26 protein-coding genes and 4 tRNA genes are annotated in these 25,121 nt (G+C 68.8%); 6 read left to right on the top strand and 24 right to left on the bottom strand.

Annotation, left to right across the window (positions count from 1 at the left end; translation table 11 throughout):
- Window positions 1–129: 129 nt before the first annotated feature.
- The 5 genes from rplA to VF612_RS04470 all read right to left on the bottom strand — a co-directional run bounded on the left by rplA (window position 130) and on the right by VF612_RS04470 (window position 2,872).
- Window positions 130–849 carry a 50S ribosomal protein L1 gene (gene rplA / locus VF612_RS04490; protein WP_408658649.1) on the bottom strand — a complete coding sequence of 240 codons (720 nt, stop codon included), beginning with the start codon at window positions 847–849 and terminating at the stop codon, window positions 130–132.
- A gap of 122 nt (window positions 850–971) precedes the next feature.
- Entirely contained in the window at window positions 972–1,406 is a 435-nt protein-coding gene (gene rplK / locus VF612_RS04485; protein WP_408658648.1) for a 50S ribosomal protein L11, read from the bottom strand.
- Window positions 1,407–1,452: 46 nt separating this feature from the next.
- A complete protein-coding gene (gene nusG / locus VF612_RS04480) occupies window positions 1,453–2,280 on the bottom strand; it encodes a transcription termination/antitermination protein NusG (RefSeq protein ID WP_408658650.1) in 828 nt (275 codons plus the stop codon).
- Between the two features lie 174 nt (window positions 2,281–2,454).
- Window positions 2,455–2,733 carry a preprotein translocase subunit SecE gene (gene secE / locus VF612_RS04475; protein WP_408658647.1) on the bottom strand — a complete coding sequence of 93 codons (279 nt, stop codon included), beginning with the start codon at window positions 2,731–2,733 and terminating at the stop codon, window positions 2,455–2,457.
- A 66-nt stretch (window positions 2,734–2,799) separates the two neighbouring features.
- A tRNA-Trp gene (locus VF612_RS04470) sits at window positions 2,800–2,872 on the bottom strand.
- Between the two features lie 250 nt (window positions 2,873–3,122).
- On the opposite strand from VF612_RS04470, the gene VF612_RS04465 reads away from it, so the two are divergent.
- Complete coding sequence (locus VF612_RS04465) at window positions 3,123–4,322, top strand: pyridoxal phosphate-dependent aminotransferase (RefSeq protein WP_408658646.1); 1,200 nt, start codon at window positions 3,123–3,125, stop codon at window positions 4,320–4,322.
- Between the two features lie 49 nt (window positions 4,323–4,371).
- Here the strand turns inward: VF612_RS04465 and VF612_RS04460 are convergent, their stop codons facing one another.
- From VF612_RS04460 to VF612_RS04430, 7 genes are all read right to left on the bottom strand, one after another.
- Complete coding sequence (locus VF612_RS04460; protein WP_408658645.1) at window positions 4,372–4,671, bottom strand: GNAT family N-acetyltransferase; 300 nt, start codon at window positions 4,669–4,671, stop codon at window positions 4,372–4,374.
- A 40-nt stretch (window positions 4,672–4,711) separates the two neighbouring features.
- Window positions 4,712–5,137 (bottom strand): MaoC/PaaZ C-terminal domain-containing protein, encoded by a 426-nt coding sequence (locus VF612_RS04455; protein ID WP_408658644.1) that lies wholly within the window; start codon window positions 5,135–5,137, stop codon window positions 4,712–4,714.
- On the bottom strand, window positions 5,134–5,655 hold the full coding sequence (locus tag VF612_RS04450; protein WP_408658643.1) for an FAS1-like dehydratase domain-containing protein: 522 nt from the start codon (window positions 5,653–5,655) through the stop codon (window positions 5,134–5,136). The genes VF612_RS04455 and VF612_RS04450 overlap by 4 nt, the downstream gene beginning before the upstream one ends.
- A 116-nt stretch (window positions 5,656–5,771) precedes the next feature.
- Window positions 5,772–5,936, bottom strand: coding sequence for a 50S ribosomal protein L33 (rpmG, locus tag VF612_RS04445; RefSeq protein WP_408653334.1), 165 nt, complete (start codon window positions 5,934–5,936; stop codon window positions 5,772–5,774).
- 39 nt (window positions 5,937–5,975) lie between these two features.
- Window positions 5,976–6,049, bottom strand: a tRNA-Met gene (locus tag VF612_RS04440).
- A 133-nt stretch (window positions 6,050–6,182) separates the two neighbouring features.
- Window positions 6,183–6,255 (bottom strand) — tRNA-Thr (locus VF612_RS04435).
- 409 nt (window positions 6,256–6,664) lie between these two features.
- Window positions 6,665–6,749: transfer RNA gene (locus VF612_RS04430), tRNA-Tyr, on the bottom strand.
- 270 nt (window positions 6,750–7,019) lie between these two features.
- Between VF612_RS04430 and VF612_RS04425 the strand changes: the two genes are divergently transcribed.
- Together VF612_RS04425 and rfbA are read left to right on the top strand one after the other, a co-directional pair.
- On the top strand, window positions 7,020–7,511 hold the full coding sequence (locus VF612_RS04425; RefSeq protein WP_408658642.1) for a YajQ family cyclic di-GMP-binding protein: 492 nt from the start codon (window positions 7,020–7,022) through the stop codon (window positions 7,509–7,511).
- 10 nt (window positions 7,512–7,521) lie between these two features.
- Complete coding sequence (gene rfbA / locus VF612_RS04420) at window positions 7,522–8,403, top strand: glucose-1-phosphate thymidylyltransferase RfbA (protein WP_408658641.1); 882 nt, start codon at window positions 7,522–7,524, stop codon at window positions 8,401–8,403.
- A 28-nt stretch (window positions 8,404–8,431) separates the two neighbouring features.
- Here rfbA and VF612_RS04415 read toward each other — a convergent pair whose 3' ends face one another.
- From VF612_RS04415 to VF612_RS04405, 3 genes are all read right to left on the bottom strand, one after another.
- On the bottom strand, window positions 8,432–8,923 hold the full coding sequence (locus VF612_RS04415) for a rhodanese-like domain-containing protein (protein WP_408658640.1): 492 nt from the start codon (window positions 8,921–8,923) through the stop codon (window positions 8,432–8,434).
- Window positions 8,920–9,486, bottom strand: a complete 567-nt coding sequence (locus VF612_RS04410; RefSeq protein ID WP_408658639.1) for a cysteine dioxygenase — start codon at window positions 9,484–9,486, stop codon at window positions 8,920–8,922. Before VF612_RS04410 ends, VF612_RS04415 begins: the two co-directional genes overlap by 4 nt.
- 186 nt (window positions 9,487–9,672) lie before the next feature.
- Window positions 9,673–10,077 (bottom strand): hypothetical protein, encoded by a 405-nt coding sequence (locus VF612_RS04405; RefSeq protein WP_408658638.1) that lies wholly within the window; start codon window positions 10,075–10,077, stop codon window positions 9,673–9,675.
- Between the two features lie 788 nt (window positions 10,078–10,865).
- Between VF612_RS04405 and VF612_RS04400 the strand changes: the two genes are divergently transcribed.
- The 3 genes from VF612_RS04400 to rarD are packed head-to-tail and all read left to right on the top strand — an operon-like array spanning window position 10,866 to window position 14,723.
- Window positions 10,866–12,719 carry a 2-oxoacid:acceptor oxidoreductase subunit alpha gene (locus VF612_RS04400; protein ID WP_408658637.1) on the top strand — a complete coding sequence of 618 codons (1,854 nt, stop codon included), beginning with the start codon at window positions 10,866–10,868 and terminating at the stop codon, window positions 12,717–12,719.
- Between the two features lie 50 nt (window positions 12,720–12,769).
- On the top strand, window positions 12,770–13,801 hold the full coding sequence (locus VF612_RS04395; protein WP_408658636.1) for a 2-oxoacid:ferredoxin oxidoreductase subunit beta: 1,032 nt from the start codon (window positions 12,770–12,772) through the stop codon (window positions 13,799–13,801).
- Between the two features lie 7 nt (window positions 13,802–13,808).
- Window positions 13,809–14,723 carry an EamA family transporter RarD gene (gene rarD / locus VF612_RS04390; protein WP_408658635.1) on the top strand — a complete coding sequence of 305 codons (915 nt, stop codon included), beginning with the start codon at window positions 13,809–13,811 and terminating at the stop codon, window positions 14,721–14,723.
- 33 nt (window positions 14,724–14,756) lie between these two features.
- Here the strand turns inward: rarD and VF612_RS04385 are convergent, their stop codons facing one another.
- The 9 genes from VF612_RS04385 to nuoI form a co-directional block, all read right to left on the bottom strand.
- Entirely contained in the window at window positions 14,757–16,271 is a 1,515-nt protein-coding gene (locus tag VF612_RS04385) for a hypothetical protein (protein ID WP_408658634.1), read from the bottom strand.
- A 233-nt stretch (window positions 16,272–16,504) separates the two neighbouring features.
- Window positions 16,505–17,467, bottom strand: coding sequence for an acyl-ACP desaturase (locus VF612_RS04380; protein WP_408658633.1), 963 nt, complete (start codon window positions 17,465–17,467; stop codon window positions 16,505–16,507).
- A gap of 83 nt (window positions 17,468–17,550) precedes the next feature.
- Window positions 17,551–18,564, bottom strand: coding sequence for a polyprenyl synthetase family protein (locus VF612_RS04375; RefSeq protein ID WP_408658632.1), 1,014 nt, complete (start codon window positions 18,562–18,564; stop codon window positions 17,551–17,553).
- Window positions 18,561–20,123, bottom strand: a complete 1,563-nt coding sequence (nuoN, locus tag VF612_RS04370) for an NADH-quinone oxidoreductase subunit NuoN (RefSeq protein WP_408658631.1) — start codon at window positions 20,121–20,123, stop codon at window positions 18,561–18,563. Before nuoN ends, VF612_RS04375 begins: the two co-directional genes overlap by 4 nt.
- On the bottom strand, window positions 20,120–21,682 hold the full coding sequence (locus VF612_RS04365) for an NADH-quinone oxidoreductase subunit M (RefSeq protein WP_408658630.1): 1,563 nt from the start codon (window positions 21,680–21,682) through the stop codon (window positions 20,120–20,122). The genes nuoN and VF612_RS04365 overlap by 4 nt, the downstream gene beginning before the upstream one ends.
- Window positions 21,682–23,592: an NADH-quinone oxidoreductase subunit L gene (gene nuoL, locus VF612_RS04360; RefSeq protein WP_408658629.1), complete on the bottom strand. Its 1,911-nt coding sequence runs from the start codon at window positions 23,590–23,592 to the stop codon at window positions 21,682–21,684. The genes VF612_RS04365 and nuoL overlap by 1 nt, the downstream gene beginning before the upstream one ends.
- Before the next feature lie 15 nt (window positions 23,593–23,607).
- Complete coding sequence (gene nuoK, locus VF612_RS04355) at window positions 23,608–23,907, bottom strand: NADH-quinone oxidoreductase subunit NuoK (protein ID WP_408654600.1); 300 nt, start codon at window positions 23,905–23,907, stop codon at window positions 23,608–23,610.
- A gap of 46 nt (window positions 23,908–23,953) precedes the next feature.
- Window positions 23,954–24,736 (bottom strand): NADH-quinone oxidoreductase subunit J, encoded by a 783-nt coding sequence (locus VF612_RS04350; RefSeq protein WP_408658628.1) that lies wholly within the window; start codon window positions 24,734–24,736, stop codon window positions 23,954–23,956.
- Window positions 24,733–25,121, bottom strand: a 389-nt coding sequence (gene nuoI / locus VF612_RS04345) for an NADH-quinone oxidoreductase subunit NuoI (protein WP_408658627.1), incomplete at its 5' end; no start/stop codon positions are given. The genes nuoI and VF612_RS04350, both read right to left, overlap by 4 nt.

Below are 25,121 nucleotides of genomic sequence, written 5' to 3'. Positions count from 1 at the left end.
GTGCCCCGCCCCTTCTCTGCCGTCTTGTGCCGGCCTGTCAGCTATCCCGGCCTTCCAGCTATCCCGGCCTTCCAGCCGTTCTCGGCCTTCCAGCCGTTGTCACATCCCGCGGCCGTTCCACCCGGGCCATCAGGCCGGGGTGGTGTCCTCCAGCAGGTTGCGGGTCCGCAGCGTGTCCACCGGGATGCCGGGGCCCATGGTGGTCGAGAACACCACCTTCTTCAGGTACTTGCCCTTGGCCGAGGATGGCTTGGCGCGCAGCACCTCGTCCAGCGCGGCGCCGTAGTTCTCCACCAGCTTCTCCGGGGAGAAGGAGGCCTTGCCGATGATCAGGTGCAGGTTGGACTGCTTGTCCACCCGGAAGGTGATCTTGCCGCCCTTGATGTCGGTGACGGCCTTGGCGACGTCCGGGGTGACCGTGCCGGTCTTGGGGTTGGGCATCAGGCCACGCGGGCCGAGGATCCGGGCGATCCGGCCGACCTTGGCCATCTGGTCCGGGGTGGCGATCGCGGCGTCGAAGTCGAGGAAGCCGTCGGTGATCTCCTGGATCAGGTCGTCGCTGCCGACCCGGTCCGCTCCCGCGCCGCGCGCGGCCTCGGCCTGGGCGCCGGTGGCGAACACGATGACCCGGGCGGTCTTGCCGGTGCCGTGCGGCAGGCTGACGGTGCCACGCACCATCTGGTCGGCCTTGCGGGGGTCGACGCCGAGCCGCATCGCCACCTCGACCGTCGCGTCGAACTTGACCGGTGAGCTCGCGATGGCGACCTTGGCGGCCTCCAGCGGGCTGTAGATCTTGGTCGGGTCGATCAACTTGGCGGCGTCGGTGTACGCCTTGCCGTGCTTTGCCATGGGACTTGCTCCTTGAGTTATCCGTGGTCCGACGGCCGCCGACGGTCGGCGGCCTCCCACTTGGTGGTGCGGTCGGGCTTGGGGGTGCCAGCGCTGGTGGCTGACCCCGCCCGGTTGAACGACTAGTCCGAGACCGTGATTCCCATCGACCGGGCGGTGCCGGCGATGATCTTGGAGGCCTGGTCGAGGTCGTTGGCGTTGAGGTCTTCCATCTTGGTCTGGGCGATCTCGCGGACCTGGGCCATGGTGATCTTGGCGACCTTGGTCTTGTGGGGCTCGCCCGATCCCTTCTCGACACCGGCGGCCTGCAGCAGCAGCCGGGCAGCCGGCGGGGTCTTGGTGACGAATGTGAACGAGCGGTCCTCGTAGACCGAGATCTCCACCGGGACCACCTGGCCGCGCTGGGCCTCGGTCGCGGCGTTGTAGGCCTTGCAGAACTCCATGATGTTCACGCCGTGCTGGCCGAGCGCCGGACCCACCGGCGGCGCCGGGTTGGCCATGCCGGCCTTGATCTGCAGCTTGATGACCGCGGTGAGCTTCTTCTTCTTGGGAGGCATTCGTCGTCTCTTCTTCTGGATGGGCGGAGGGTGCTGGTCGGTGGCGCTAGATCTTGGAGACCTGGCTGAAGGACAGCTCGACCGGAGTCTCGCGGCCGAAGATCGAGACCAGCACCTTGAGCTTGGCGTGCAGCGAGTCGATCTCGTTGATGGTGGCGGGCAGGGTGGCGAAGGGCCCGTCCATGACGGTCACCGACTCGCCGATCTCGAAGTCCACCACCTCGGCCGGAGCCGATCCGGCTCCGTCGCCGGCGCCGGCCGAGCCGGACTTGCCCGCGGCGCCGGACTTCTGCACCGTCGGGGCGAGGATCTTGATGACCTCGTCCATGGTCAGTGGCGACGGCTTGGAGGTCGCGCCGACGAACCCGGTCACACCCGGGGTGTTGCGGACGGCGCCCCAGGAGTCGTCGGTGAGCTCCATCCGCACCAGGATGTAGCCGGGAAAGACCTTGCGGTTGACCTGCTGGCGCTTGCCGTTCTTGATCTCGACGACCTCTTCGGTGGGGACCTCCACCTGGAAGATGTAGTCCTCCATGTCGAGCGAGGAGATCCGGCTCTCCAGGTTGGTCTTCACCTTGTTCTCATAGCCGGCGTAGGAGTGCACCACGAACCAGTCGCCGGGCGCGCGGCGGAGCTGGGCCCGCAGCTCCTCCACCGGGTCTAGGGCGACCGGCTCGGCCGGCTCCTCACCGGCAGCGGGCTGCTCAGCCTGCTCGGCGCCCGCGCCTGCCGACAGCTCGGCGGCCGCCTTGGCCCAGGCCTCGTCGGCGCTGTCCTCGGCCGCCTCGTTGTACTTGTCCTCGGCGGTGACCCCGTAGACCTCGTCCTCGACGTCGAGACGGGGCAGGGCGACCTCGGCATCCGGAGCGGTCAGCTCGTCGGCGGTGCTGCCGTCAGCCGCCGCATCGTCCGCGGCGTTCTTGTCGAACTCGGTCACAGGCTCTCTTCCTTGCTATCGCGTAGTGCGGTCAGGTCTCGGTGCGGTCAGGTCTCGGTGCGGTCAGGTCTCGGCGCGCCGGCTGCCCGGGGAGCGGGCGGCGGCGGCCGGTCAGCCGAAGACGGCCAGTACCGCCTTGGCCAGCCCGAAGTCGAGCAGCGCCACGATCGTCACCATGATGATCACGAAGACGGTGACCACCACGGTGTAGGTGATCATCTCCTTGCGCGAGGGCCAGAGCACCTTGCGCATCTCGGAGACGGTCTCCCGGGTACGCCGCTGCAACGCCCGGATCAGCGCCGGCAACCACTGCCACAGGATGCCGAGCCCGCGGCCCGACCCCGGATCCGGGCGTGACGACGGAGCAGGTGCGGCCTGTGTCTCGGTCACCGGTTTTCTCCTCTCGGGCGCCGCCTCGTGCTCACCCGAGGTGAATCCGGTACGGCGCTGATGGCGCAGGGGCGGCAGGACTCGAACCTGCAACCGCCGGTTTTGGAGACCGGTGCTCTACCAATTGAGCCACGCCCCTTTGGCAGACCAGTCCGGGCGACCGGGCTGCCCTGCCAAAGTGGACCCACCCCACAACCGACGATGACGCCACCGCCACCGAAACAACTTCGATGCGCGCACGCTTACGCACGGCCCAACGTGGACCCGAAGAGCCAGTGTAAGGGGTCGTGTCGCTGCGGCCAAAAGCCGCCTTGCGCCCCGGCCTGCCCACCGGCCCGGAGCGGGGCCACCGCGGCGCGGCGGCTGCGGGCGTCTGGGACCATGAGGATATGGGTACCCGCATCTCAGACCGCATCGCAGCCATCGCCGAGTCCGCCACCCTCGCCGTCGATGCCAAGGCCAAGGCGCTGAAGGCCGCCGGCCGGCCGGTGATCGGCTTCGGCGCCGGCGAACCGGACTTCGCCACCCCCGACTACATCGTCGAGGCAGCCGCCGAGGCCGCCCGGCAGCCCCGCTATCACCGCTACACCCCGGTTGCCGGGCTTCCGGAGCTGCGCGAGGCGGTGGCGGCCAAGACCCTGCGCGACTCCGGCTATGCCGTCGAGCCGTCCCAGGTGCTGATCACCAACGGCGGCAAGCAGGCGGTCTACAACGCCTTCGCCACGCTGCTCGATCCGGGCGACGAGGTGCTGCTGATCGCGCCGTACTGGACGACCTACCCCGAGGCCATCAAGCTGGCCGGCGGAACGCCGGTCGAGGTCCAGACCGATGAGACCACCGGCTACCTCGCCGACGTCGAGCAGCTGGAGGCGGCCCGCACCGAGCGCACCAAGGTGCTGCTGTTCGTGTCCCCGTCCAACCCCTCCGGCGCGGTGTACCCGGTCGAGCAGGTCGAGGCGATCGGCGCCTGGGCCGCCGAGCACGGCCTCTGGGTGGTGACGGACGAGATCTACGAGCACCTGGTCTACGACGGGCACCGGGCCGTCTCGATCGCCACCGTCACTGCGTCGCTGGCCGATCGGATGGTGGTGCTCAACGGCGTCGCCAAGACCTACGCGATGACCGGGTGGCGGGTCGGCTGGCTGATCGGGCCGGCCGACGTGGTCAAGGCCGCCTCGAACCTGCAGTCCCACGCCACGTCCAACGTGTCCAACGTGGCCCAGGTGGCCGCGCTGGCCGCGGTCAGCGGCGACCTGTCCGCGGTGGCCGAGATGCGGACCGCCTTCGATCGTCGCCGCCGCATCATCGTGGAGATGCTCTCGGCGATCGAGGGGGTCCGCTGCCCGACCCCGGGCGGCGCCTTCTATGCCTATCCCCAGGTCAAGGGCCTGCTCGGCCGGCCGCTGCGAGGCCGGACGGCGGCCACCTCGGCCGAGCTGGCGAACCTGATCCTGGACGAGGTGGAGGTGGCCGTGGTGCCCGGCGAGGCCTTCGGCACCCCGGGCTACCTCCGGCTGTCCTACGCCCTGAGCGACACCGACCTGGTCGAGGGCATCGGCCGGATCCAGAAGCTGGTCGCCGACAGCTGAGACCGTCACGGCCGGGATCCGGCGGTGAGCCCCGAGCTAGGCCGCGGTGCTAGGCGTCGGCGACCAGGTCGGCGTACTCCGGATGCTTGCGGATGTAGGCGGCGACGAACGGGCAGGCCGGGTCCACCCGCAGCTGCTGGTCGCGGATGTCGTCCAGGCAGTACCGCACCAGGCGGCTGGCCAGGCCACGGCCGCCGAACTCCGGCGAGGTCTCGGTGTGCGGGATGAGCACCGTGTTCCCGCGGCGGTAGAAATCGGCCAGGCCGACCCGGCGGCCGCCGAGCCGGAGCTCGTAGCGGCCGGCCTCCTCGTTCCTGCTGATGCTGATGTCCTCGTCGTCAACGCTCATGCCGTCGCCTCCCAGGCTCCGACGCCGCTCGGGCGTGCCATCAGGGCGCCAGCCGGACGCGGACCCGGGCCTTGGTCAGGACCGTCTGGTCCGGCACCGACGCGGTCAGCTGGATCTCGGCGGTCTGGCCGGCCTCGTCCAGCGAGCGGACCACCCCGCTGACCTGCAGCGGCGTCGGCGCGTCGGCGGCCACCACCACCGGCCGGCTGAAGCGGACCTTGTAGTCGAGCACCGCGCCCGGATCGCCCACCCAGTCGGTCACCACCCGGACCGCCATCGCCATGGTCAGCATGCCGTGCGCGATGACGTCCGGCAGGCCGACCGCGACGGCGGTCTGCTGGTCCCAGTGGATCGGGTTGAAGTCGCCGGAGGCCCCCGCGTAGCGAATCAGCGTCACCCGCTCGATGGGAAAGGTCTGCGTCGGCAAGGTGGTGCCCACCGACACGTCGGCGAAGCGGACGCTCATGACCCGCTCCCGGCGGCGGCCTCGGTCGCGGCAGCGGCCTCGGTCCCCGTCTCGGCCCCGGCGGGGTCGACCTCGGCGGTGCCGCGAGCCACCAGCGTGGAGTAGGCGGTGACGACCAGCTCGCCGTCCAGGGTGGTGATGTCGCCGCGGGTGGTGATGAGGTCGTTGCCGGCCGCCACCCGGATCGATTCCACCTGCACGGTCACCTGCAGGACGTCGCCGGCCTGGACCGGCCGGGCGTAGCTGAACCGCTGCTCGCCGTGCACCACCTTGGAGTAGTCCAGCCCGAACTCCGGGTCCCGGACCACCTGGTGAGCCGCCCGCATCGACAGGACGATCGGAAAGGTGGGTGGCGCGATGACGTCGGAGTACCCCAGCGCCTTGGCGGCGGCCTGGTCGCGGTAGACCGGATTGTCGTCACCGATGGCGTCGGCGAACTCCCGGATCTTCTCGCGGCCGACCTCGTAGGGCTGGGTGGGCGGGTATACCCGGCCTTCGTAGGACTGATCGAGCGGCATATCGGCACGCTATCTCACCCTGGCGACGACCCGTCCGGGAGACACCGGCGCCCGGGCCACACGCAACTGGCGCCGTCCCCTGCCGGGAGCGGCGCCAGTTCAAGGCGAAGAGCGGGCTAGCGGGTTTCGCGGTGGGCGGTGTGCTTGCCGCAGTTCGGGCAGAACTTCTTCAGATCCAGGCGGTCGGGATCGTTGCGCCGGTTCTTCTTGGTGATGTAGTTGCGGTGCTTGCACTCCTGGCACGCCAAGGTGATCTTCGGTCGGACTTCGGTGGCTGCCACTGTCGTGCCTTTCGGTAGAGGGTCATGCGATCTGTTCGGTAGCGAGGGCCGGACTTGAACCGGCGACACAGCGATTATGAGCCGCTTGCTCTACCAGGCTGAGCTACCCCGCCTTGTTCGGTCTGGTTCGTGCCGCCGCCTCGACACAACCGGGCTCGACACGTGAATATGCCTGCTGGTTGGGCCGGCGACGGCGGCTGGCGTGAACGGCCGGAACATCGCCCAGCACGAGCACCGGTGAACCAGAGCCCCCTTACGGAATCGAACCGTAGACCTTCTCCTTACCATGGAGACGCTCTGCCGACTGAGCTAAGGGGGCCAGACGCTTGCGTCGTCGATCGCCCGGACCCCGCAAAACCGGGCTGCCGCCAACGCCGGATGAACTCTACCCGACCCGCCTGCCGATCTCTAAATTGGGCCAACCGGTCGCGGAGGGCATGGAAAAGCCCTGGTGATCGCACGGGGGAACGACCACCAGGGCACGTCAAGTATGAACCCTGGGTAATCAGTTGGCAACCCCCAGCGACGAAATCTCTAGACAATTCGCGTAACCAGCAGGGCGAAGTGTCCATTTTAGGAGACCCTCGCACCTTTGACCACCCCTCGCACCTTTGGCCGCCTCCGAGGCGCTTCGACCGGAAGGTGTGGCCCGAAGGGCGCTGTCGCTCCGCCCCGAAGGCCGTGCAAAAGAAAGAACCTCCCGGCGTGGAGCCGGAAGGTTCGTTCTGTGGTGGCGGCTGTTGGGTTCGAACCAACGTAGGCTGAGCCGGCAGATTTACAGTCTGCTCCCTTTGGCCACTCGGGCAAACCGCCTTGGATGAGACAACGTATCAAGTTATCGAAGATCGACTACCGGGCCCTGCGGGTGCCCCGTGTTGCTCTGGCTTGCTAGGGCGCAAACGAGCGTACACGAGGGCCCAGCCTGGTTTCAGCCCCTCCCCGCGCCCTCGTGGCAGCCCCTGAGACAGCCCTTGCGGCCGGTCGCCAGGGCTGGCCGCAGGTACCTCCGCTACCGTCGGCGGTAGCCACCACCACGATCTCGTCGTAGTTGAGCCACCCACCTCGCTAGGAGCATCGAACGCCATGGCAGATCCGTCCTTCGACGTCGTCAGCAAGATCGACCGTCAAGAAGCCGACAACGCCCTCAACCAGGCCGCCAAGGAGCTTGCCCAACGCTTCGACTTCCGCGGCACGAACGCCTCGATCCAGTGGTCCGGCGAGCTGGGCATCACCGTCCGGGCCGATACCGAGGACCGGGCCGCGGCGGCGTTGGACGTCTTCAAGGAGAAGCTGGTCAAGCGCTCGATCTCGCTCAAGGCGCTCGACGCCGGCGAGCCCAAGGTCTCCGGCAAGCAGTACGTCATCACCGGCTCGCTGAAGCAGGGCATCGAGACCGAGGTGGCCAAGAAGATCGCCAAGGCGATCCGGGACGAGGGTCCCAAGGGAGTGCAGGCCCAGATCCAGGGCGATCAGCTACGGGTCTCTGGGAAGAAGCGCGATGACCTGCAGGCGGTCATCGCCATGCTCAAGGCCGGCGACTTCGGCGTGCCCCTGCAGTTCGACAACTACCGGTAACTCCGGCCGCATGAAGGGCATCATCCTCGCCGGCGGCGCCGGGACGCGGCTGCATCCGATCACCCGGGCAGTGAGCAAGCAGCTGCTGCCGGTCTACGACAAGCCGATGATCTACTACCCGCTGTCGGTGCTGATGCTGGCGGGCATCACCGAGATCCTGATCATCACGACCCCCCACGACCAGGAGCAGTTCATCCGGCTGCTCGGCGACGGCTCGGACCTGGGCATCGAGCTGAGCTACGCGGTGCAGCCCGAGCCGGGCGGCCTGGCCCAGGCCTTCCTGATCGGCCGGGAGCACGTCGGCTCGGACACCGTGGCGCTGGTGCTCGGGGACAACATCTTCTACGGCCACCTGCTCGGGCAGACCCTGACCGATGCCGCCCAGCTGAAGGTGGGTTGCCGGCTGTTCGGCTACCAGGTCTCCGACCCCGAGCGCTACGGGGTCGCCGAGGCCGACGCGGAGGGCCGGCTGATCTCGATCGAGGAGAAGCCGGCGGTGCCCAAGTCCAACCTGGCCGTGACCGGCCTGTACTTCTACGACAACACCGTCCTGGACGCGGCAGCCCGGCTCCGGCCCTCGGCCCGCGGCGAGCTGGAGATCACCGACCTGAACAACCTGTACGTGGCCCAGGGCACCGCCGAGCTCATCGACCTCGGCCGCGGCACGGCATGGCTGGACACCGGAACCCATGACTCGCTGCTGGAGGCCGGCCAGTTCGTCCAGGTGCTCGAGCACCGCCAGGGCGTCCGGATCGCGTGCCTGGAGGAGATCGCGCTGTCCCGCGGCTTCATCGACGCCCACCAGGCGCTGGCGCTGGGCGAGGCGCTGGCCAAGTCCGGGTACGGCCAGTACGTCATCGAGGTGGCGCAGCGGCACCTGGCCCGGGTCTGAGGCCGATGGCCGGCCGGGCTGGCCGGGTTCAGCCCTCGGGATCCGAGCGCGGCGCCGGCGGCAACAGCGCAGCGGCGGCGCCGGCCTCGTTGCCTGCCGCTCCGACCACCTGCTCGACCCGGCTGGGCCCCGGGACCACCGGCAGCCCGGCCTCCTGCCACGCCCGGATGCCACCGATCAGGTCGGTGGCATCGACGCCGATCGAACGCAGCGAGGCCGCGGCCAGCGAGGACGTGTAACCCTCGGCGCATACCACGATCCAGCGTTGGCCCGGCCGGGCCCAGCTGAGCCGGGCCGGCGATCGCGGGTGCAGCCGCCATTCCAGGTGATTGCGCTCCACCACCAGGGCGCCCTCGATCTCGCCGTCCCGGGCACGTTGCCAGGCCGGCCGGATGTCGACCAGACGGGCGCCGCCGGCCACCGCCAGGGTTGCCTGCGATGCGCTCAACCGCTCCAGCCGGGCTCGGGCGGCGGCCAGCAGGTCCTCGACCCCGTCGAATCCGGCCTCCGGCTCGTTCATGCCGCCGACGGACCGGACCGCTCGGACCGCCACTCCGGCTCGGGGTCCTCGGTCGGCACGGTTGCCAGGGTACGCAGCCCACCGTCCTGGTCGAGGTCGTAGAAGCCCATGCTGGTCAGCGGCGGCGAGTACGCGTGCACGCTGGCCGCCGGCGCTCGGGACAGGTTGCGGACGTCGTGGACGTAGCCCGGGCCGAACCCCACTCCGCTGCCGCTGCCCCGGCGCCGCTCGGTCAGCGCCGGCCGGCCGGGCTCCAGCCGCCGGCCCGCCGACCTGCCCGGCTGGTAGATCGCCTCGGCGAGCTCGCCGCTGAGCACCGCGAACGCGCCGGCCGAGCCGCCGTGGTCATGCAGTTGGGTGCCCTGGCTGGGGAGCCAGCTGATCAGCCACAGGTCCACCCGCCGGTCGCGGTAGAGGCGCTGATGCCACCGCTGGGCAGGGTCGTACTCCACCGGATACCGGCCGGCACGGACCTGGTCGGCGACAAATCTGGCGTAAGCAAGTAATTGGGCAGGGTTCAGAGTGGGTCCGGGCTGGACGAAGGCACGCCGGTGGGCGCTCATGAGAGGTGCTCCGGGGTTAGCAGAGACAGGACGCGACAGCAGGTCCTGGCTAACAGCTCTGGTCGAAGCAGTAGGCGCGCCGGCTGGTCCAGAAGGACACCTGCCAGAACCGGCGCGGCGTCTCCATCGCTCTCGGCCGGCGCGACTGCGTCATGCGACCAGTATGCCGCCGGCGGCGATTATTCTCTAGTTAGCCCATCGGAAAGATGCCATTAGCTGCTCGAACCTCTTCAGCAGCTCGGCGCAGTTGCTGCCCCCGGTGAACTCGGCCAGCAGGGCCAGCTGGCCGCCCGGGGCGGGCACCACGTAGCGCGCCGACCCGCCCGCCACGTCCATATCGATGAGCTCGGCCACCGGGCTGTCGGCGTCGAGCCGGACCGATTCGACCGGTTCGTCCAGGAGGCCGATGCTGAGGACCGCGCTGGCCGGCGCCAGGTTGTCCATATCGATGACAGCCGTGCTGAGCACGGCCACCACAGGGGCGCCGCCGACCTCTTCGGGCACCGATCCGTCGTCAGGCGTGGCTACCAGCCAATCGCGACAGTCCAGTTCGAAGGCTGGCAACTCCAACGCGTGGAGATCGCTGTCCATAACGCCCCCCTTGCTCAACGTGCAATACCGCCGAAGTACCAGCACCGGGTTTCGGTTGCCGCGTTGGTAGTACCCGCGACGCCGAGCTTCTAGACATCTTTTGGGAAAGTGCCAGCTCAATCCGCTTCAATTCGGACACTGTCCTTGCCAGAAAATACCATCCGGACGGTCTTGAAACCAGAAGTTCGTGGAGGGCTTTTCCGGTAAGGGTTTCCGCCTCGCCGGGGGCGCCACCCTGACCCGGTATCAGGGGCCGGGAGGCCCGGGTTATTCGTCCTAAACGCGCTCTACCAGCCCTAATCAGGGGCGGACGGCAGCTGCCTGCGCCAGCTCGTTTTCAAGCCGGCGATATGTACTTAGGCTTACCGCCACCGAGTCTGCCGCCCTGTCCAGAAATGTCTGCAATGTAACGCGCTGTTTGTGCCAGTTGCGTTCGACCCGGCATAAGGCGTCGGCAAGATGGGGCTCATCCATATGACTGATAAAAGACCCGTTTCGCGACAGTTCGTCAAGCCAGCGTCCGAATAGCGGCGACAAGTTGAGCCAGCTCGGCGAAGTCGGCCTCGATCACGGCAGGGGCCGAACCTGCCGCCTCGTCCCGTGCTCGCATACCGGCTCACACTAGACAGACCGTTTAGCGGGGTGCAAGGTTTTCCACAGCCGTGAGCGAGGCCACTGGGATCCACCGTCCTGCACTCTCTACCATGTAGGAGCAGCACCTGACGCGGTGGACCCCTGCCGGTTTCGCTGGCTGCCCTTTTTCAGCGGTATGGGAGGCGGACAGTCGCATGTCCACAGAGGTCCAGCAGCTCGATCGAGTAGTCATCCGGATCGCGGGTGACTCCGGTGACGGCATGCAGCTCACCGGTGACCGCTTCACCCAGGAAACGGCCAATTTCGGCAACGACCTGTCGACGCAGCCCAACTTCCCGGCTGAGATCCGGGCGCCCGCCGGGACGCTGGCCGGGGTCTCCTCATTCCAGCTGCACTTCGCCGACCACGACATCCTGACCCCGGGCGACCGGCCGGACGTGCTGGTGGCGATGAACCCGGCGGCCTTGAAGGCCAACCTCGGCGACCTGCTCAAGGGCGCCACCATCATCGTCGACACCCGGGACTTCACCGAGCGCGCGCTGGCCCGTATCGGCTGGTCGTCGAACCCGCTCACCGACGGCACCCTGGACTCCTTCACGGTGCACGCCCTGGACCTCACCCAGCTGACCCTGGACGCGCTGTCCCACACCAGCCTGTCCCGCAAGGACGCCGGCCGTTCCAAGAACATGTACGCCCTCGGGCTGCTGTCCTGGATGTACTCCCGTCCCACCGAGGGCACCCTGCAGTTCCTGCGCGAGAAGTTCGCCAAGAAGCCCGAGATCGCCGAGGCCAACATCGCGGCGTTCAAGGCCGGCTGGAACTACGGCGAGACCACCGAGGCCTTCGGCGTCTCCTACGAGGTGAAGCCGGCGGCGCTGGCGCCGGGCAACTACCGCAACATCGCCGGCAACCTGGCGCTGGCCTACGGCCTGATCGCGGGCGCCCAGCTGACCAAGCTGCCGCTGTTCCTCGGCGCCTACCCGATCACCCCGGCCTCGGACATCCTGCACGAGCTGTCCAAGCACAAGCGCTTCGGCGTGACCACCTTCCAGGCCGAGGACGAGATCGCCGGCATCGGCGCGGCGCTGGGCGCTGCCTTCGGAGGCGCGCTCGGCGTCACGACGTCCTCGGGCCCCGGCATCGCGCTGAAGGCCGAGACCATCGGCCTGGCGGTCAGCCTGGAGCTCCCGCTGCTGATCGTCGACGTCCAGCGGGGCGGCCCGTCCACCGGCCTGCCGACCAAGACCGAGCAGAGCGACCTGCTGCAGGCCATGTTCGGCCGCAACGGCGAGGCTCCGGTGCCGATCGTGGCCCCGCGCTCGCCGGCGGACTGTTTCGACGCCGCCATCGAGGCGATCCGGATCGCCACCACGTACCGCACCCCGGTGTTCCTGCTCTCCGACGGCTACATCGCCAACGGCTCCGAGCCGTGGCGGCTGCCCGACCTGAGTGACCTGCCCGATCTCACCGTCACGTTCCTCGATCAGCCCAACGGCGAGGACGGGCTGTTCCTGCCCTACCTGCGTGACCCGGAGACCCTCGCCCGGCCGTGGGCGGTTCCCGGCACCGCGGGCCTGGAGCACCGGATCGGCGGTATCGAGAAGGCCGACAAGACCGGCAACATCTCCTACGACCCCGACAACCACGACTTCATGGTCCGCACCCGGCAGGCCAAGGTCGACGGCATCGCCAAGAGCATCCCGCCGCTCCAGGCCGATGACCCGACCGGCGACGCCCGGGTGCTGGTGCTGGGCTGGGGCTCCACCTACGGCCCGATCGGCGCGGCGGTGCGGCGGGTCCGGCGGGCGGGCTACCGGATCGCCCAGGCCCACCTGCGCCACCTCAACCCGTTCCCGGCGAACCTGGGCGAGGTGCTGGCCCGCTACGACAAGGTCGTCATCCCCGAAATGAACCTCGGCCAGCTGGCGTTGTTGGTCAGGGGCCGCTACCTCACGGACGTCATCTCGGTCACCCAGGTGCGCGGGATGCCCTTCAGGGCGGCCGAGCTCGCCGACATGCTGCAGGGAGTCGTGACCAGCAATGACTGAGCTCCGCGCGGTTCGCCACGCAACGGTGTCGCCGGAAGGAATGTTGAGCAATGTCTGATCTCGGGCTCAAGGCCAAGGACTTCAAGACCGACCAGGAAGTTCGCTGGTGCCCCGGCTGCGGTGACTACGCGGTGCTGGCCGCCGTGCAGGGCTTCATGCCGGAGCTGAACATCCCCCGCGAGAACATCGTGTTCATCTCCGGCATCGGGTGCTCCTCGCGCTTCCCGTATTACATGAACACCTACGGGATGCACTCGATCCACGGGCGGGCCCCGGCTATCGCCACCGGCCTGTCCACCAGCCGTCCCGACCTGAAGGTCTTCGTGGTGACCGGGGACGGCGACGCCCTGTCGATCGGCGGCAACCACCTGATCCACGCGCTGCGGCGCAACGTCAACCTGACCATCCTGCTGTTCAACAACCGGATCTACGGCCTGACCAAGGGCCAGTACTCCCCCACCAGCGAGCGCGGCAAGATCACCAAGTCCACCCCCATGGGCTCGTTGGACAACCCGTTCAACCCGGTGTCGCTGGCGCTGGGCGCCGACGCCACCTTCGTCGGCCGGACGCTGGACTCCGACCGCAAGCACCTCACCTCGGTGCTGCGGGCGGCGACCGAGCACCCAGGGACCTCGCTGGTCGAGATCTACCAGAACTGCAACATCTTCAACGACGGCGCCTTCGACCTGCTGAAGGACCCCGAGACCAAGGGCGAGTGGATCATCGGGCTGGAGCACGGCAAGGAGATCCGGTTCGGCTCACCCGACGCGCCGGACTCCAAGGCGGTCGTCCGCAATCCCCTCACCGGCGCGCTGAGCGTCGAGGACGACGTCGCGCCAGGTGACCCGCGGGTGGTCGTGCACGACGCGCATGCCGAGGACCCGTCCTACGCGTTCGCGCTGTCGCGGCTGTCGCAGGCCGACTCCCGGTACTCCCCGATGGGCGTCTTCCGCGATGTCACGCGTCCCAGCTACGACCAGCTGCTCAACGACCAGCTCGCAGTGTCCAAGGCCCAGGCTCCCGGTGACGCCGACGCGTTGACCAGCCTGCTGCGCGGCAGCGATACCTGGACTATCGGCTGACCGATTGGTGACCGGGAACCGCAAGGGCCTCGGCTACGGCGTAAGCGCGTACCTGCTCTGGGGTCTCTTCCCGCTGTACTGGCCGTTGCTGAAACCGGCTGGCGCCCTGGAGATCCTGGCTCAGCGGATGGTGTGGTCGCTGATCCTGCTCGGCGCGGTGCTCGCGGTGACCCGTGGCTTCGGCGCCGTGCGCCGGCTGATGGCCGATCGATCCAGGATGGCGCTGCTCACGCTGGCGGCGGTCCTGGTCTCGATCAACTGGGGCGTCTACATCTGGAGCGTGAACAGCGGCCACGTGGTCGAGAGCAGCCTCGGGTACTTCATCAACCCGCTGTTCACCATCATGCTCGGCGTCCTGGTGCTCAAGGAGCGGCTCAGCCGGGCGCAGTGGATCGCCGTGGGGATCGCGACGGCGGCCATCGTGGTGCTCAGCGTGGACTACGGCCGGCTGCCGTGGATCGCGCTCACCCTGGCGGTGACCTTCGGCGGGTACGGATTCCTCAAGAAGCAGGTCAGCGCCGGAGCCGTCGAATCGCTGACCGTCGAGACGGCGGTGATGGCCGGCCCCGCCCTGGTGACGCTTTTGGTGCTGGCCGAGCAGTCCAGGCTGGTCTTCGGCCATGCCGGCTCCGCCAACGCGCTGCTGCTGGCCGCCACCGGGGTCGTCACCGCGCTGCCGTTGCTGCTGTTCGGAGCAGCCGCCCGGCGGCTGCCGCTGACCTCGATCGGCCTGCTGCAGTACCTGGCGCCGGTGCTGCAGTTCGGGGTGGGAGTGGGCATCCGGCACGAGCCGATGCCGCCGGCCCGGCTGCTGGGCTTCGCCCTGGTATGGATCGCCCTCGTGGTTTTGACCGCCGATGCCCTCACCAGGCGGCACCGCAATGTCGGCCTGGCCCGGGCGGCCGAAGCGGTCGCAGCCTGATCCAAGGCTGGTGTCAGGTATTCACCCGGCCGCTTAGCTTCGCGACTTGTCCGGGGCCTTCTCGGTCAGGGAGGTCGGCCGGCGGGTGCCGACGATGACCAGCCCCGCGGCGATGAGAGCCACCACGATGAGCAGCACCAGCGGCACCATCCCGACAGACAGCTCGGCCTGGAAGATCCGCTTCGGAATGGCGAGCACCGCTTCCTGCGGCTTGCCGGCGATGGGCCGGCTCTGCTTGGGCGGACTTTGCTTGGGAGGTGCCGGGCTCGAGCTCGGCGCACGGGTGGCTGACCGCGCCGGCGGAGTAGCGGTGGGTCCGGCTGCCTGAGAGGGGCCACCCTGGCCGCCGGCAGCCTGAGAGGAGCCACCCTGGCCGCCGCTGACCGGGGGCTGGGCAGGCTGAGGCTGGGCAGGTTGGGGTTGAGCCGGCTGGGCCGGCGTCACGGGAGTCGGCAGGACCGGCGTCACGGGAGTCGGCAGGGCCGGCACCACGGGAGTCGGCAGGGCCGGCACCACGGGTGTGGGCAGGGCTGGACTGGGCTTCGGGCCCGTGCTGGGAGCTGGTTTCCCGCTCGGCAGCAGGCCCTGAACTGCCTTTCTGGCGGCCTCTGCCGCGGCCTCTGCCTCTGCCGCGGCCTTCTCGGCCTCCTCCTGAAGCCGGGCAGCAGCCTCAGCGGCTGTCATCCGTCCGACCAGGTCGCTGGGGGACGGCAGCGGAAGGCTGCCCTGCCTCGGCCAGCGCAGGCCGGCGAATCCCGCCGCGCCCGCAAGGCCGCGCTGGAACGCCGACCGACCGGACTCGATGGCTCGCCGCGCAGGCCCCTGGCTCACCGGGAGCCGGCCCGTGCTGGCGCCGCCGGGGGCGAGCTGGCCTTCTGTAGCTTTCTTTGCGGCCTTCGCCTTCGCGGCCGCCTTGGCGGCTTCGGCCGCCCTCGCCTGGGCCGCTGCCTTCGCCCGGGCCTTCGCTGCTGCGGCCGCCTTCGCCTTCGCCGCTGTCGCGTTGGCCTTCGCTGCGGCGGCGGCCTTTGCAGCCTTCGCCTTCGCTGCGCCGGCGGCCTTGGCCTTCGCTGCCTTCGCCAGCGCAGCCTGCCGTACCGAGGCGCCGTGCTGAGCACGAATCAAGGCGGCCTTGCGCGCTGCTGCCCGGCTTGTGGCCTGCCGCTGTGCGGCTGCGTGTGCGGACTTCTTCGTCCGAGCCACCCGCTCCTTCGCCCTGGCAGCCCGGTCCTTGGCAGCGCGCGCCTTGGCGGCACGTTCCTTGGCAGCACGCTCCTTGATGACACGGGCCTTGGCAGGGCGCGCCTTGGCGGCACGTTCCTTGGCAGCCGTCGCGTTCGACCTGCTGGTCCCGACGGTCTTCGCTGTGGCGTGTACGGCGGCGGCCGGTTTGGCGGAGAGGCCCGAGCTGCCCGTCAAGGCGGAGTGACGCGGCCCAGCAGCGTCAGCGGGCGAGGGCATCAGCAACGAGCACGCCAGCATCAGGACACCCAGCAGGACCGCGGCAAGCCGGCCGCGGCTGCTGACAGTGTTCCTGACGAGGAGAGTCACGAAGTTGCCTGTTGACCTTTCAGAGAACCTATACGCCCACTATGCCCAAAGTATAGCTCATGTTTACAGAGAGTAAACTCTCTGTAGGTAATAGAACCACACATCGATGAAACTTGGGTAGTCAGAAGTTGGGCAATGTTCCGAAGGACAGGCGTATGTGCCAAATAGGGCGACGGCCGGGAGTGACTACAGTGAGTAACTGTCTTGGTTGCTCAGCGCATGCGACGAGTACCTCAGGCGATGCGAGCAGCAGCCTTCGCCCGGGCGCGTTCGCGTTGCTCGACGAAGCGGGTCGCCTGCTCGTCGAGCCGGCTGACGAACTCCGCCAGCTCGGTCCGGGCCTGCTCCCCGACGGGGCCCAGGTCGTCCCGGTCGAAGACGTTCCAGAATTTCAGCACCGGGGTGATCACCGCGTCGTGATGCAGTCGCAGGTCATAGATCCCGGCCTTGGCGATGACCACCGAGTTGCGCAGGAAGTCGGGCATGGTGGCGCCGGGCATCTGGAAGCCGATCACCTCGTCCCGGACCGCGGCCATGGTCTCGTCGGGGGCGATCTCGAAGGCAGCGGCGATCAGGTTGCGGTAGAACACCATGTGCAGGTTCTCGTCCAGCGCGATGCGGGTCAGCAGTTGCTCGGCCAGCGGGCAGCCGGTGGCCTTGCCCGTGTTGCGGTGCGAGACCCGGGTCGCCAGCTCCTGGAAGGAGACGTAGGCCACCGCCTGCAGGGCCGTCTTGTCGCCCGAGTCGTACCCGGCGACCATGTGCTCCATCCGCAGGCTCTCCAGCTTGACCGGATCGACCCCCCGGGTGACCACCAGGTAGTCGCGCAACGCGATGCCGTGGCGGCCCTCCTCGGCCGTCCACTGGCCGACCCACTGCCCCCAGGCGCCGTCCCGGCCGAACTGGGTGGCGATCTCCCGGTGGTAGGAGGGCAGGTTGTCCTCGGTCAGCAGGTTCACGATCATCGCCGTCCGGGCGACCGGATCCAGGGGCGAGTCCTCGGGCTTCCAGTCCTCCCCGCCCAGGAAGGCGAAGTCCCGGCCCCGGCTCCACGGCACGTAGTCATGGGGAAGCCAGGGCCGCGCGACGGACAGATGGCGTTCGAGGTTGGCTTCGACGACCGGTTCCAGCTCATGCAGCAATCGAGCCTGGAAGCCGTCGGCGCCCGACGGGATCTTGGTCGCTAGGAACGTCATGTGGGCTCTCCGGAGTGCTGACGGCGTCGTACCTACGCTTACGTAGGTTACGCCATTTCCAGCGCTGCTCCGGACACCAGAGTTCAGCCGCTGCGCACCCCGACCAGGTCTGCCAGCGCTTGCAGGGCGGCTTTGGCCGGCGCCTCCGGCAGCCCCGCGATGGTCGCCCGAGCGGATTCGGCGTACTCGAGCATGGTGCGCCTGGCCTGCTGGATCGCTTCGGAGGACCGCAGCAGCGCCAGCGCCTCGGCATGCTCGGCGTCGTCCTCCAGCGGCTTGCTGACGAGCTCGCGCAGCCGGCTGCCGGCCGGATCGGTGCTTTGCAGGGCATAGAGCACCGGCAGGGTCTGGATGCCCTCCCGCAGGTCGGTGCCCGGCGTCTTGCCCGATTGCGCGGGCTCCGAGGCGATGTCGAGGATGTCGTCGGAGATCTGGAAGGCCATCCCGAACTGCTCGCCGAAGTCGCGCAGGCAGTCCACGGTCTGCTCGTCCACGCCGGCGAAGCGGGCCCCGAATTCGGCCGAGGTGGCGATCAGCGACCCGGTCTTGTCCGCCAGCACCGACAGGTAGTGGTCCACCGGGTCCACTCCCGGCTTCGGGCCGACCGTCTCGCGGATCTGGCCGGTCACCAGCCGCTCGAAGCAGCGGGCCTGGATCCGGACCGCCTCCGGGCCGAGATCGGCGAGGATGTGGGAGGCCCGGGCGAAGAGGAAGTCCCCGGTCAGGATGGCGATCGTGTTGGTCCACCGGGTGTTGGCCGCGGTGGCGCCCCGCCGGACGGTGGCCTCGTCCATCACATCGTCGTGGTACAGGGTGGCCAGGTGGGTCAGCTCGCAGACCACCGCCGACATCACCACCCCGTCGGTGTCGGAAGCGGGGTCGCCGAACTGAGCTGCAAGCAGCGCCAGCAACGGCCGGAACCGCTTGCCGCCGGCATTGACCAGGTACTTGGCGACGTCGGCGATGAACTCGTCCTCGGAGCGCACCGCCGCCTTCAGCGCTGACTCGATGACCTGCAAGCCGTCCCGAACCGTTGCCTCCAGCGCCGGATCGTCGAACTCGATCCCGACCGCCAGGAGGGAGGACTGATAGCTCACCCGCGTAACTTAGCTGCCTTGTCGGCGAGGTCGAGCAGGGGCTGCGGGAAGACACCCAGCACCAGGGTGGCGGCGGTGCCCACGGTGATCGCGATGGTGGACAGGGCCGACGGGATGGCGATCGTGGGCCCGTCCTCGGCCGGCTCGGCGAAGAACATCATCACCACGATCCGCAGGTAGAAGAACGCCGCGATCGCCGAGGCGATCAGCGCCATCACCACCAGCGGCCCGGCGATGTGGTACGCGGCCCGGAACACCACGAACTTTCCGGTGAAGCCGCTGGTCAGCGGGATGCCGGCCAGCGCCAGCAGCAGGAAGGTGAAGGTGGCGGCGAACAGCGGCGACCTGCGGGCCAGTCCCGACCACTGGGACAGGTGGTTGGCCTCCCCGTTGCCGTCCCGGACCAGGGTGAGCAGGCCGAACGCGGCGATCGTGGTGAAGCCGTAGGCGGCCAGGTAGAAGAGCACGCTGGACAGCCCGGCCGCGTCCAGGGAGACCAGGCCCACCAGGATGAAGCCGGCGTGCGCGATGGAGGAGTAGGCCAGGATCCGCTTGAGGTCGGTCTGGGTGAGGCCGACGATGGCGCCCACTCCCATCGAGGCGATGGCCACCGCCCAGACGATCGGCCGCCAGTTCCACGCGCTGACCGAGAAGCCGACGTAGAGCACCCGGATGATGGCGCCGAACGCCGCGATCTTGGTGCAGGAGGCCATGAAGGCGGTGACCGCGGTGGGCGAGCCCTGGTAGACGTCCGGGGTCCAGGAGTGGAACGGCGCGATCCCGGCCTTGAACAGCAGGCCCACCACGAGCAGCCCGAAGCCCAGGTACAGCAGGATGTCGGACTGGGTGGAGCTGTTCTGCGCCTGCAGGATGTCGAACAGGTCGACCGACCCGGCGTAGCCGTACAGCAGGGCGACGCCGTAGAGGAAGAACGCCGAGGCGAACGCGCCCAGCAGGAAGTACTTGATGGCCGCTTCCTGGCTCAGCAGCCGGCGCCGGCGGGACAGCCCCGCGATCAGGTACAGCGGCAGCGACAGCACCTCGAGCGCGACGAACATCAGCAGCAGGTTGTTGGCCGCCGGGAAGATGAGCATGCCGCCGATGGCGAACAGGGTCAGCGGGAAGATCTCGGTCTGGGTCCGCTCGGTGCCGGCCAGCCGGCGGTCGGCCGGTGAGCCGACCACCACGGCCGCCGAGGCCACGATGGCGCCGCCGGGTTCGACGGCGCGCTCGGCCATCATCAGCACCGACAACGCGCCGAGCACCAGGATGGCGCCCTGCAGGAACAGCGTGACGCCGTCGATGGACAGCGCGTTGGCTGCGGTCAGGGTGGAGCGGCCGCGCAGCAGGATGACGTCGATCAGCGCCGCCAGCAGCGCCAGCAGCGTCAGGCCGAGCTGGATCTGGAACCGGCGCTGCCGGGGCGCCGCAGCCTCCACCAGGACGCCCAGGCACGCCGCGCCGAGCACGATCAGGATCGGGCCCAACGCCGAGTAGCTGATCGACGGGGCCTCGATCCGGCTGGTGTCGGCCGCCAGCACGACGTTCAGCGGGCTCACTTGTGTCCCCCATCGCTGTTCGGTTGGGCCGCCTGCTGAGGCTGCGGATCGGTCTGGCCGACGTCCTGCAGGGTGGACTTCACGGCCGGGTTGATGATGTCGATGACCGGCTTGGGGTAGATGCCGAGGGCGAAGATCAGCACGATCAGCGGGGCGACCGCGAAGAGCTCGCGGGCGTTGAGGTCACGGAAGCCGCTGACCTTCTCGCTCAGCTTGCCCTGCATGGTGCGTTGGTAGAGCAGCAGCACGTAGATCGCGGCCAGGATGATGCCGGTGGTGGCGATGATCGCCAGCGCCTTGTGCCGGGTGAAGGCGCCCAGCAGGGTCAGGAACTCGCTGATGAAGGTGTTCATGCCCGGCAGCGCCAGGGTGGCCAGGCCCGCGATGAGGAACACCCCGCCCATCCGCGGAGCCACCTTGGCGGTGCCGCTGAAGTCGGCGATCTGCCGGCTCTTGCCCCGGGCGACCAGGAAGCCCACCACGATGAACAGCAGCCCGGTGGCGATGCCGTGGTTGACCATGTACAGCACGGCGCCGGTGCCGCCCTGGGTGGTGAAGGCGAAGATGCCCAGGCCGATGAAGCCGAAGTGCGCCACCGAGGTGTAGGCGACCAGCCGCTTCATGTCGCGCTGGCCCATCGCCAGGAAGGCCGCGTACAGCACCCCGATCACCGACAGGATCAGGATCGGCATGGCGAAATCGCGCGACGCCTCCGGGAACAGCGGCAGGCAGTAGCGCAGGAAGCCGAAGGTGCCGACCTTGTCCAGGACGCCCACCAGCAGCGCCGCGCCACCGGCCGGAGCCTCCGCCCCGGCGTCGGGCAGCCAGGTGTGGAACGGGAACAGCGGGGCCTTGATCGCGAAGGCGATGAAGAAGCCGAGGAACAGCCACTTCTGGGTCGCCCCGGTGGGCACGTGGCCGACCAGGTCGGCGAAGGCGAAGCTGGACGTGCCGGAGCTGACGTAGACACCGATCACCGAGGCCAGCATCAGCAGCCCGCCGACCAGGGAGTACAGGAAGAACTTCATCGCCGCGTACTGCCGGCGGGGACCGCCGAAGCTGCCGATGATGAAGTACATCGGCACCAGCATGGCCTCGAAGAACACGTAGAACAGGAACACGTCGGTCGCCGCGAACACGCCGATCATGAAGACCTCGAGCAGCAGCACCAGTCCGAAGAAGGCCTTCGGCGACCGGGTCGGCGCCCGCAGCTCCTCGGCGCCGTCGATGCTGTCGAACGTGCGCCAGGACGACAGCACCACGCAGGGCACCAGCCGGGTGGCCATCATGATCAGCACTATGGCGATGCCGTCCACCCCGAAGGCGAAGTGCACCCCCAGGTTCTTGATCCACACCCAGGAGCCGGCGAACTGGAACCGGTCAGCGCCCTCGGTGGTCTTGAAGGCCACGCCCAGCACGACGGCGTAGACGAAGGTGAGCACCGAGATCAGCAGGGCGATCTGCTTGGCCAGCAGGTCACGGCCGGCCGGGAGGGCGAAGATCGCCAGGCTGCCCAGCAGCGGCACGGCGAGGAGCCCGAGCAGGCTGAGGTTGTGCATCAGGAGAACCTCACAGCGAGCAGCACCGCGAGAACCGCCGCGGCGCCGGCCAGCATGGACAGGGCGTAGGACCGGACGAAGCCGGTCTGCAGCCTACGGAGCCGGCCGGAGCCGCCACCCAGGCCGGCGGCCAGGGTGTTCACCGCGCCATCGACGCCACGGTTGTCGAAGAACACCAGGCCGCGGACCAGCCACTGGCCCGGGCGCATCAGCACCGTCTCGTTGAAGGCGTCGGCGTAGAGGTTGCGCCGGGCCGCGACCGTGATCGGCGAGCCGGCCGGCTGCAGGACCGGCACCGGCCGGACCCCGAACGCCACGATGCCGCCGGCCACGCCGAAGGCCACCACCAGCAACGTGATCAGGGTGAGCACGGTCGGTGAGATGGTGTGCACCCCCACCTCCACCGACTCCCCGACCGACGGCTCCAGCCAGTGCTGCAGGGCGCCGCCGAACACCAGCGCGCCACCGCCGACCAGCGACAGCAGCCCGAGGATCACCAGCGGGATCTTCATCACCAGCGGCGCCTCGTGCGGGTGCACGTCGTCCTCCCACCGGCGCCTGCCATGGAAGGTCATCACCAGCGCCCTGGTCATGTAGAAGGCGGTCAGCCCGGCGCCGAGCAGCGCCACCCCGCCGAGCACCCAGCCGCTGACGCCGCCCTTGTTGAAGGCGGCCTCGATGATCTTGTCCTTGGTGAAGAACCCGGTCGCGAACGGGAAGCCGATGATCGCCAGGTAGCCGCAGACGAACACCCCGTAGGTGACCGGCATGACCCGGGCCAGGCCACCGAAGCGGCGCATGTCGATCCGGTCGTTCATCGCGTGCATCACGGACCCGGCCGACAGGAACAGCGCGGCCTTGAAGAAGCCGTGCCCGAGCAGGTGCAGGATGCCGATCGCGTACACGCCCTTGCCGAGCCCGACGGCGACGAACATGTAGCCGATCTGGCTGACCGTGGAGTAGGCCAGCACCCGTTTCAGGTCGTCCTGGCCGAAGGCGCAGATGCAACCGTAGAGCAGGGTGATCGCCCCGACGATGGTGACCACCGTCCGGCCGGTCTGGGTCAGGTCGAAGATCGCCGCCGAGCGCGCGATCAGGTAGACCCCCGCGGTGACCATGGTCGCCGCGTGGATCAGGGCCGAGACCGGGGTGGGGCCCTCCATGGCGTCGGGCAGCCAGGTCTGCAGGGGGAACTGCCCGGACTTGCCGCAGGCGCCCAGCAGCAGCATCAGCGCGATGGCGGTGATCACGCCGCTGGACAGCTGGGCGAGGCCGTTGCCGTGCAGCACGGTCTCGAAGTCGGTGGCGCCGAGGTAGGCGAACATCAGCATGATCGCGATCGAGAGCCCGACGTCGCCGACCCGGTTGGCGATGAAGGCCTTCTTGGCGGCGGTGCCGGCCGAGTCGCGGGTGTAGTAGTAGCCGATCAGCAGGTAGGAGGCCAGCCCCACGCCTTCCCAGCCGACGTAGAGCACCAGGTAGCTGTCGGCCAGCACGAGCAGCAACATCGCCGCCACGAACAGGTGGAAGTAGCCGAAGAACCGCCGCCGGCCCGGGTCGTGCTGCATGTAGCCGACCGCGTAGATGTGGATCAGCGAGCCGACCCCGGTGATCAGCAGGACGAAGGCCAGCGACAGCGGGTCCAGCAGCAGCCCGACGTCGACGTTGAAGCCGCCCACCGGCACCCAGCTGAACAGGTGCAGGTTGCGCTCGCGTCCCTCACCCGTCTCGCTCTTGATCGAGAAGAACAGCAGCACGCCGTAGACGAAGAGCACCACCGGGACGAGCGCGCCGAGCAGCTGGCCCCACCGGTCGGCACGCTTGCCGAGCAGCAGCAGGACGGCGGCCGACAGCGCCGGCAGCGCCACCAGCAGCCAGGCGTAGGACTGGATTCCGTGAGCGGCGTTCACTGTTCGAAGCTCCCCTCAGTACTTCAGGAGGTTCGCGTCGTCGACCGAGGCCGACCGTCGCGTCCGGAAGATGGACATGATGATGGCGAGGCCCACCACGACTTCGGCCGCGGCGACCACCATGACGAAGAAGGCCATGATCTGGCCGTCCAGGGTGCCGTTGATGCGGGAGAAGGTCACCAGGCTCAGGTTCACCGCGTTGAGCATCAGCTCGACACACATGAAGACCACGATGGCGTTGCGCCGGACCAGCACCCCGACCGCGCCGATCGAGAACAGCGCCGCGGAGAGCACCAGATAGTAGGTAGGGGTCATGAGGCGAGCACGTCTTTCGAAAGTTCCCGGGAGCACAGGCGTCCGGTCATGACACTTCGCCCTCGCGCTGGGGCAGCGCGTGCGGCGCGCCGACGCTGACCTCGGCGCCGCTGCCCAGCAGCGACTCGCTGGCGATCGACCCGTCCGGCAGCAGCGCCGGGGTGCCGACGGCGTTGCCCGAGGACAGCACGCCGGGGCCGGGCAGCGGCTGCGGCCGGCCGGAGCGGATCCGTTCCCGGGCCAGCGCCTTCTGGCTGGGCCGCGGCCCTTCCCGCTCGACGTGGGCCAGCACCATCGCTCCGACGGCGGCCACGATCAGCAGCGCCGAGGTCAGCTCGAAGGCGAACAGGTACTTGGTGAACAGGACGCGTGCGATGCCATTGACGTTGGTGCCGTACTGGGCGTTGACCGCCTCCAGGTTCTTCACGGTCTGACCGGTGAACGCGCGCCCGATGGCCAGCGCCAGCAGCAGGGCGAAGGCGACCCCGGCGAGCAGGGCCGCCACCCGCTGCCCGCGCAGCGTCTCCACCAGCGAGTCCGACGAGTCCCGCCCGACCAGCATCAGCACGAACAGGAACAGGATCATGATCGCGCCGGTGTAGACGATGATCTGCACCAGGCCCAGGAACGGCCCTTGCTGGATCAGGTAGAACAGCCCCAGGCACATCATCGTCGCCACCAGCGACAGCGCCGAGTGCACCGCGTTGCGCAGCATCACCATGCCGATCGCGCCGAGCAGGGCTACCGGGCCCAGGATCCAGAACGCCACCGCCTCACCGGTGCTCACCTGGGCGGGGCCCGCTGCCAGCACTGCCTGGACCGCGCTCATGCGTGGTGCCCGCCGACCTCGATGGCCGGGCTGGTGATCGGGCGCCCGGCGACGTTGGCAGCGCTCTGCGGCGCGCCCTCGTCCTTGCGCGGCGTGTAGTACGCCTTCTCGTTGTCGCCGAGCCGCATCGGATGCGGCGGCGCCTCCATGCCGGGCAGCAGTGGGGCCATCAACTGCTCCTTGGTGTAGATCAGGTCCTGCCGGTTGTCCAGGGCCAGCTCGTACTCGTTGCTCATGGTCAGCGACCGGGTCGGGCAGGCCTCGATGCACAGGCCGCAGAAGATGCAGCGCAGGTAATTGATCTGATAGACCTTGCCGTACCGCTCACCGGGTGAGTACCGGGCGTCCTCGGTGTTGTCGCCGCCCTCGACATAGATCGCATCCG

The organism is Jatrophihabitans sp., assembly GCF_036388195.1.
Taxonomy (GTDB): Bacteria; Actinomycetota; Actinomycetes; order Mycobacteriales; family Jatrophihabitantaceae; genus Jatrophihabitans_A.
This window is presented reverse-complemented; position numbering and strand designations above follow the sequence as displayed.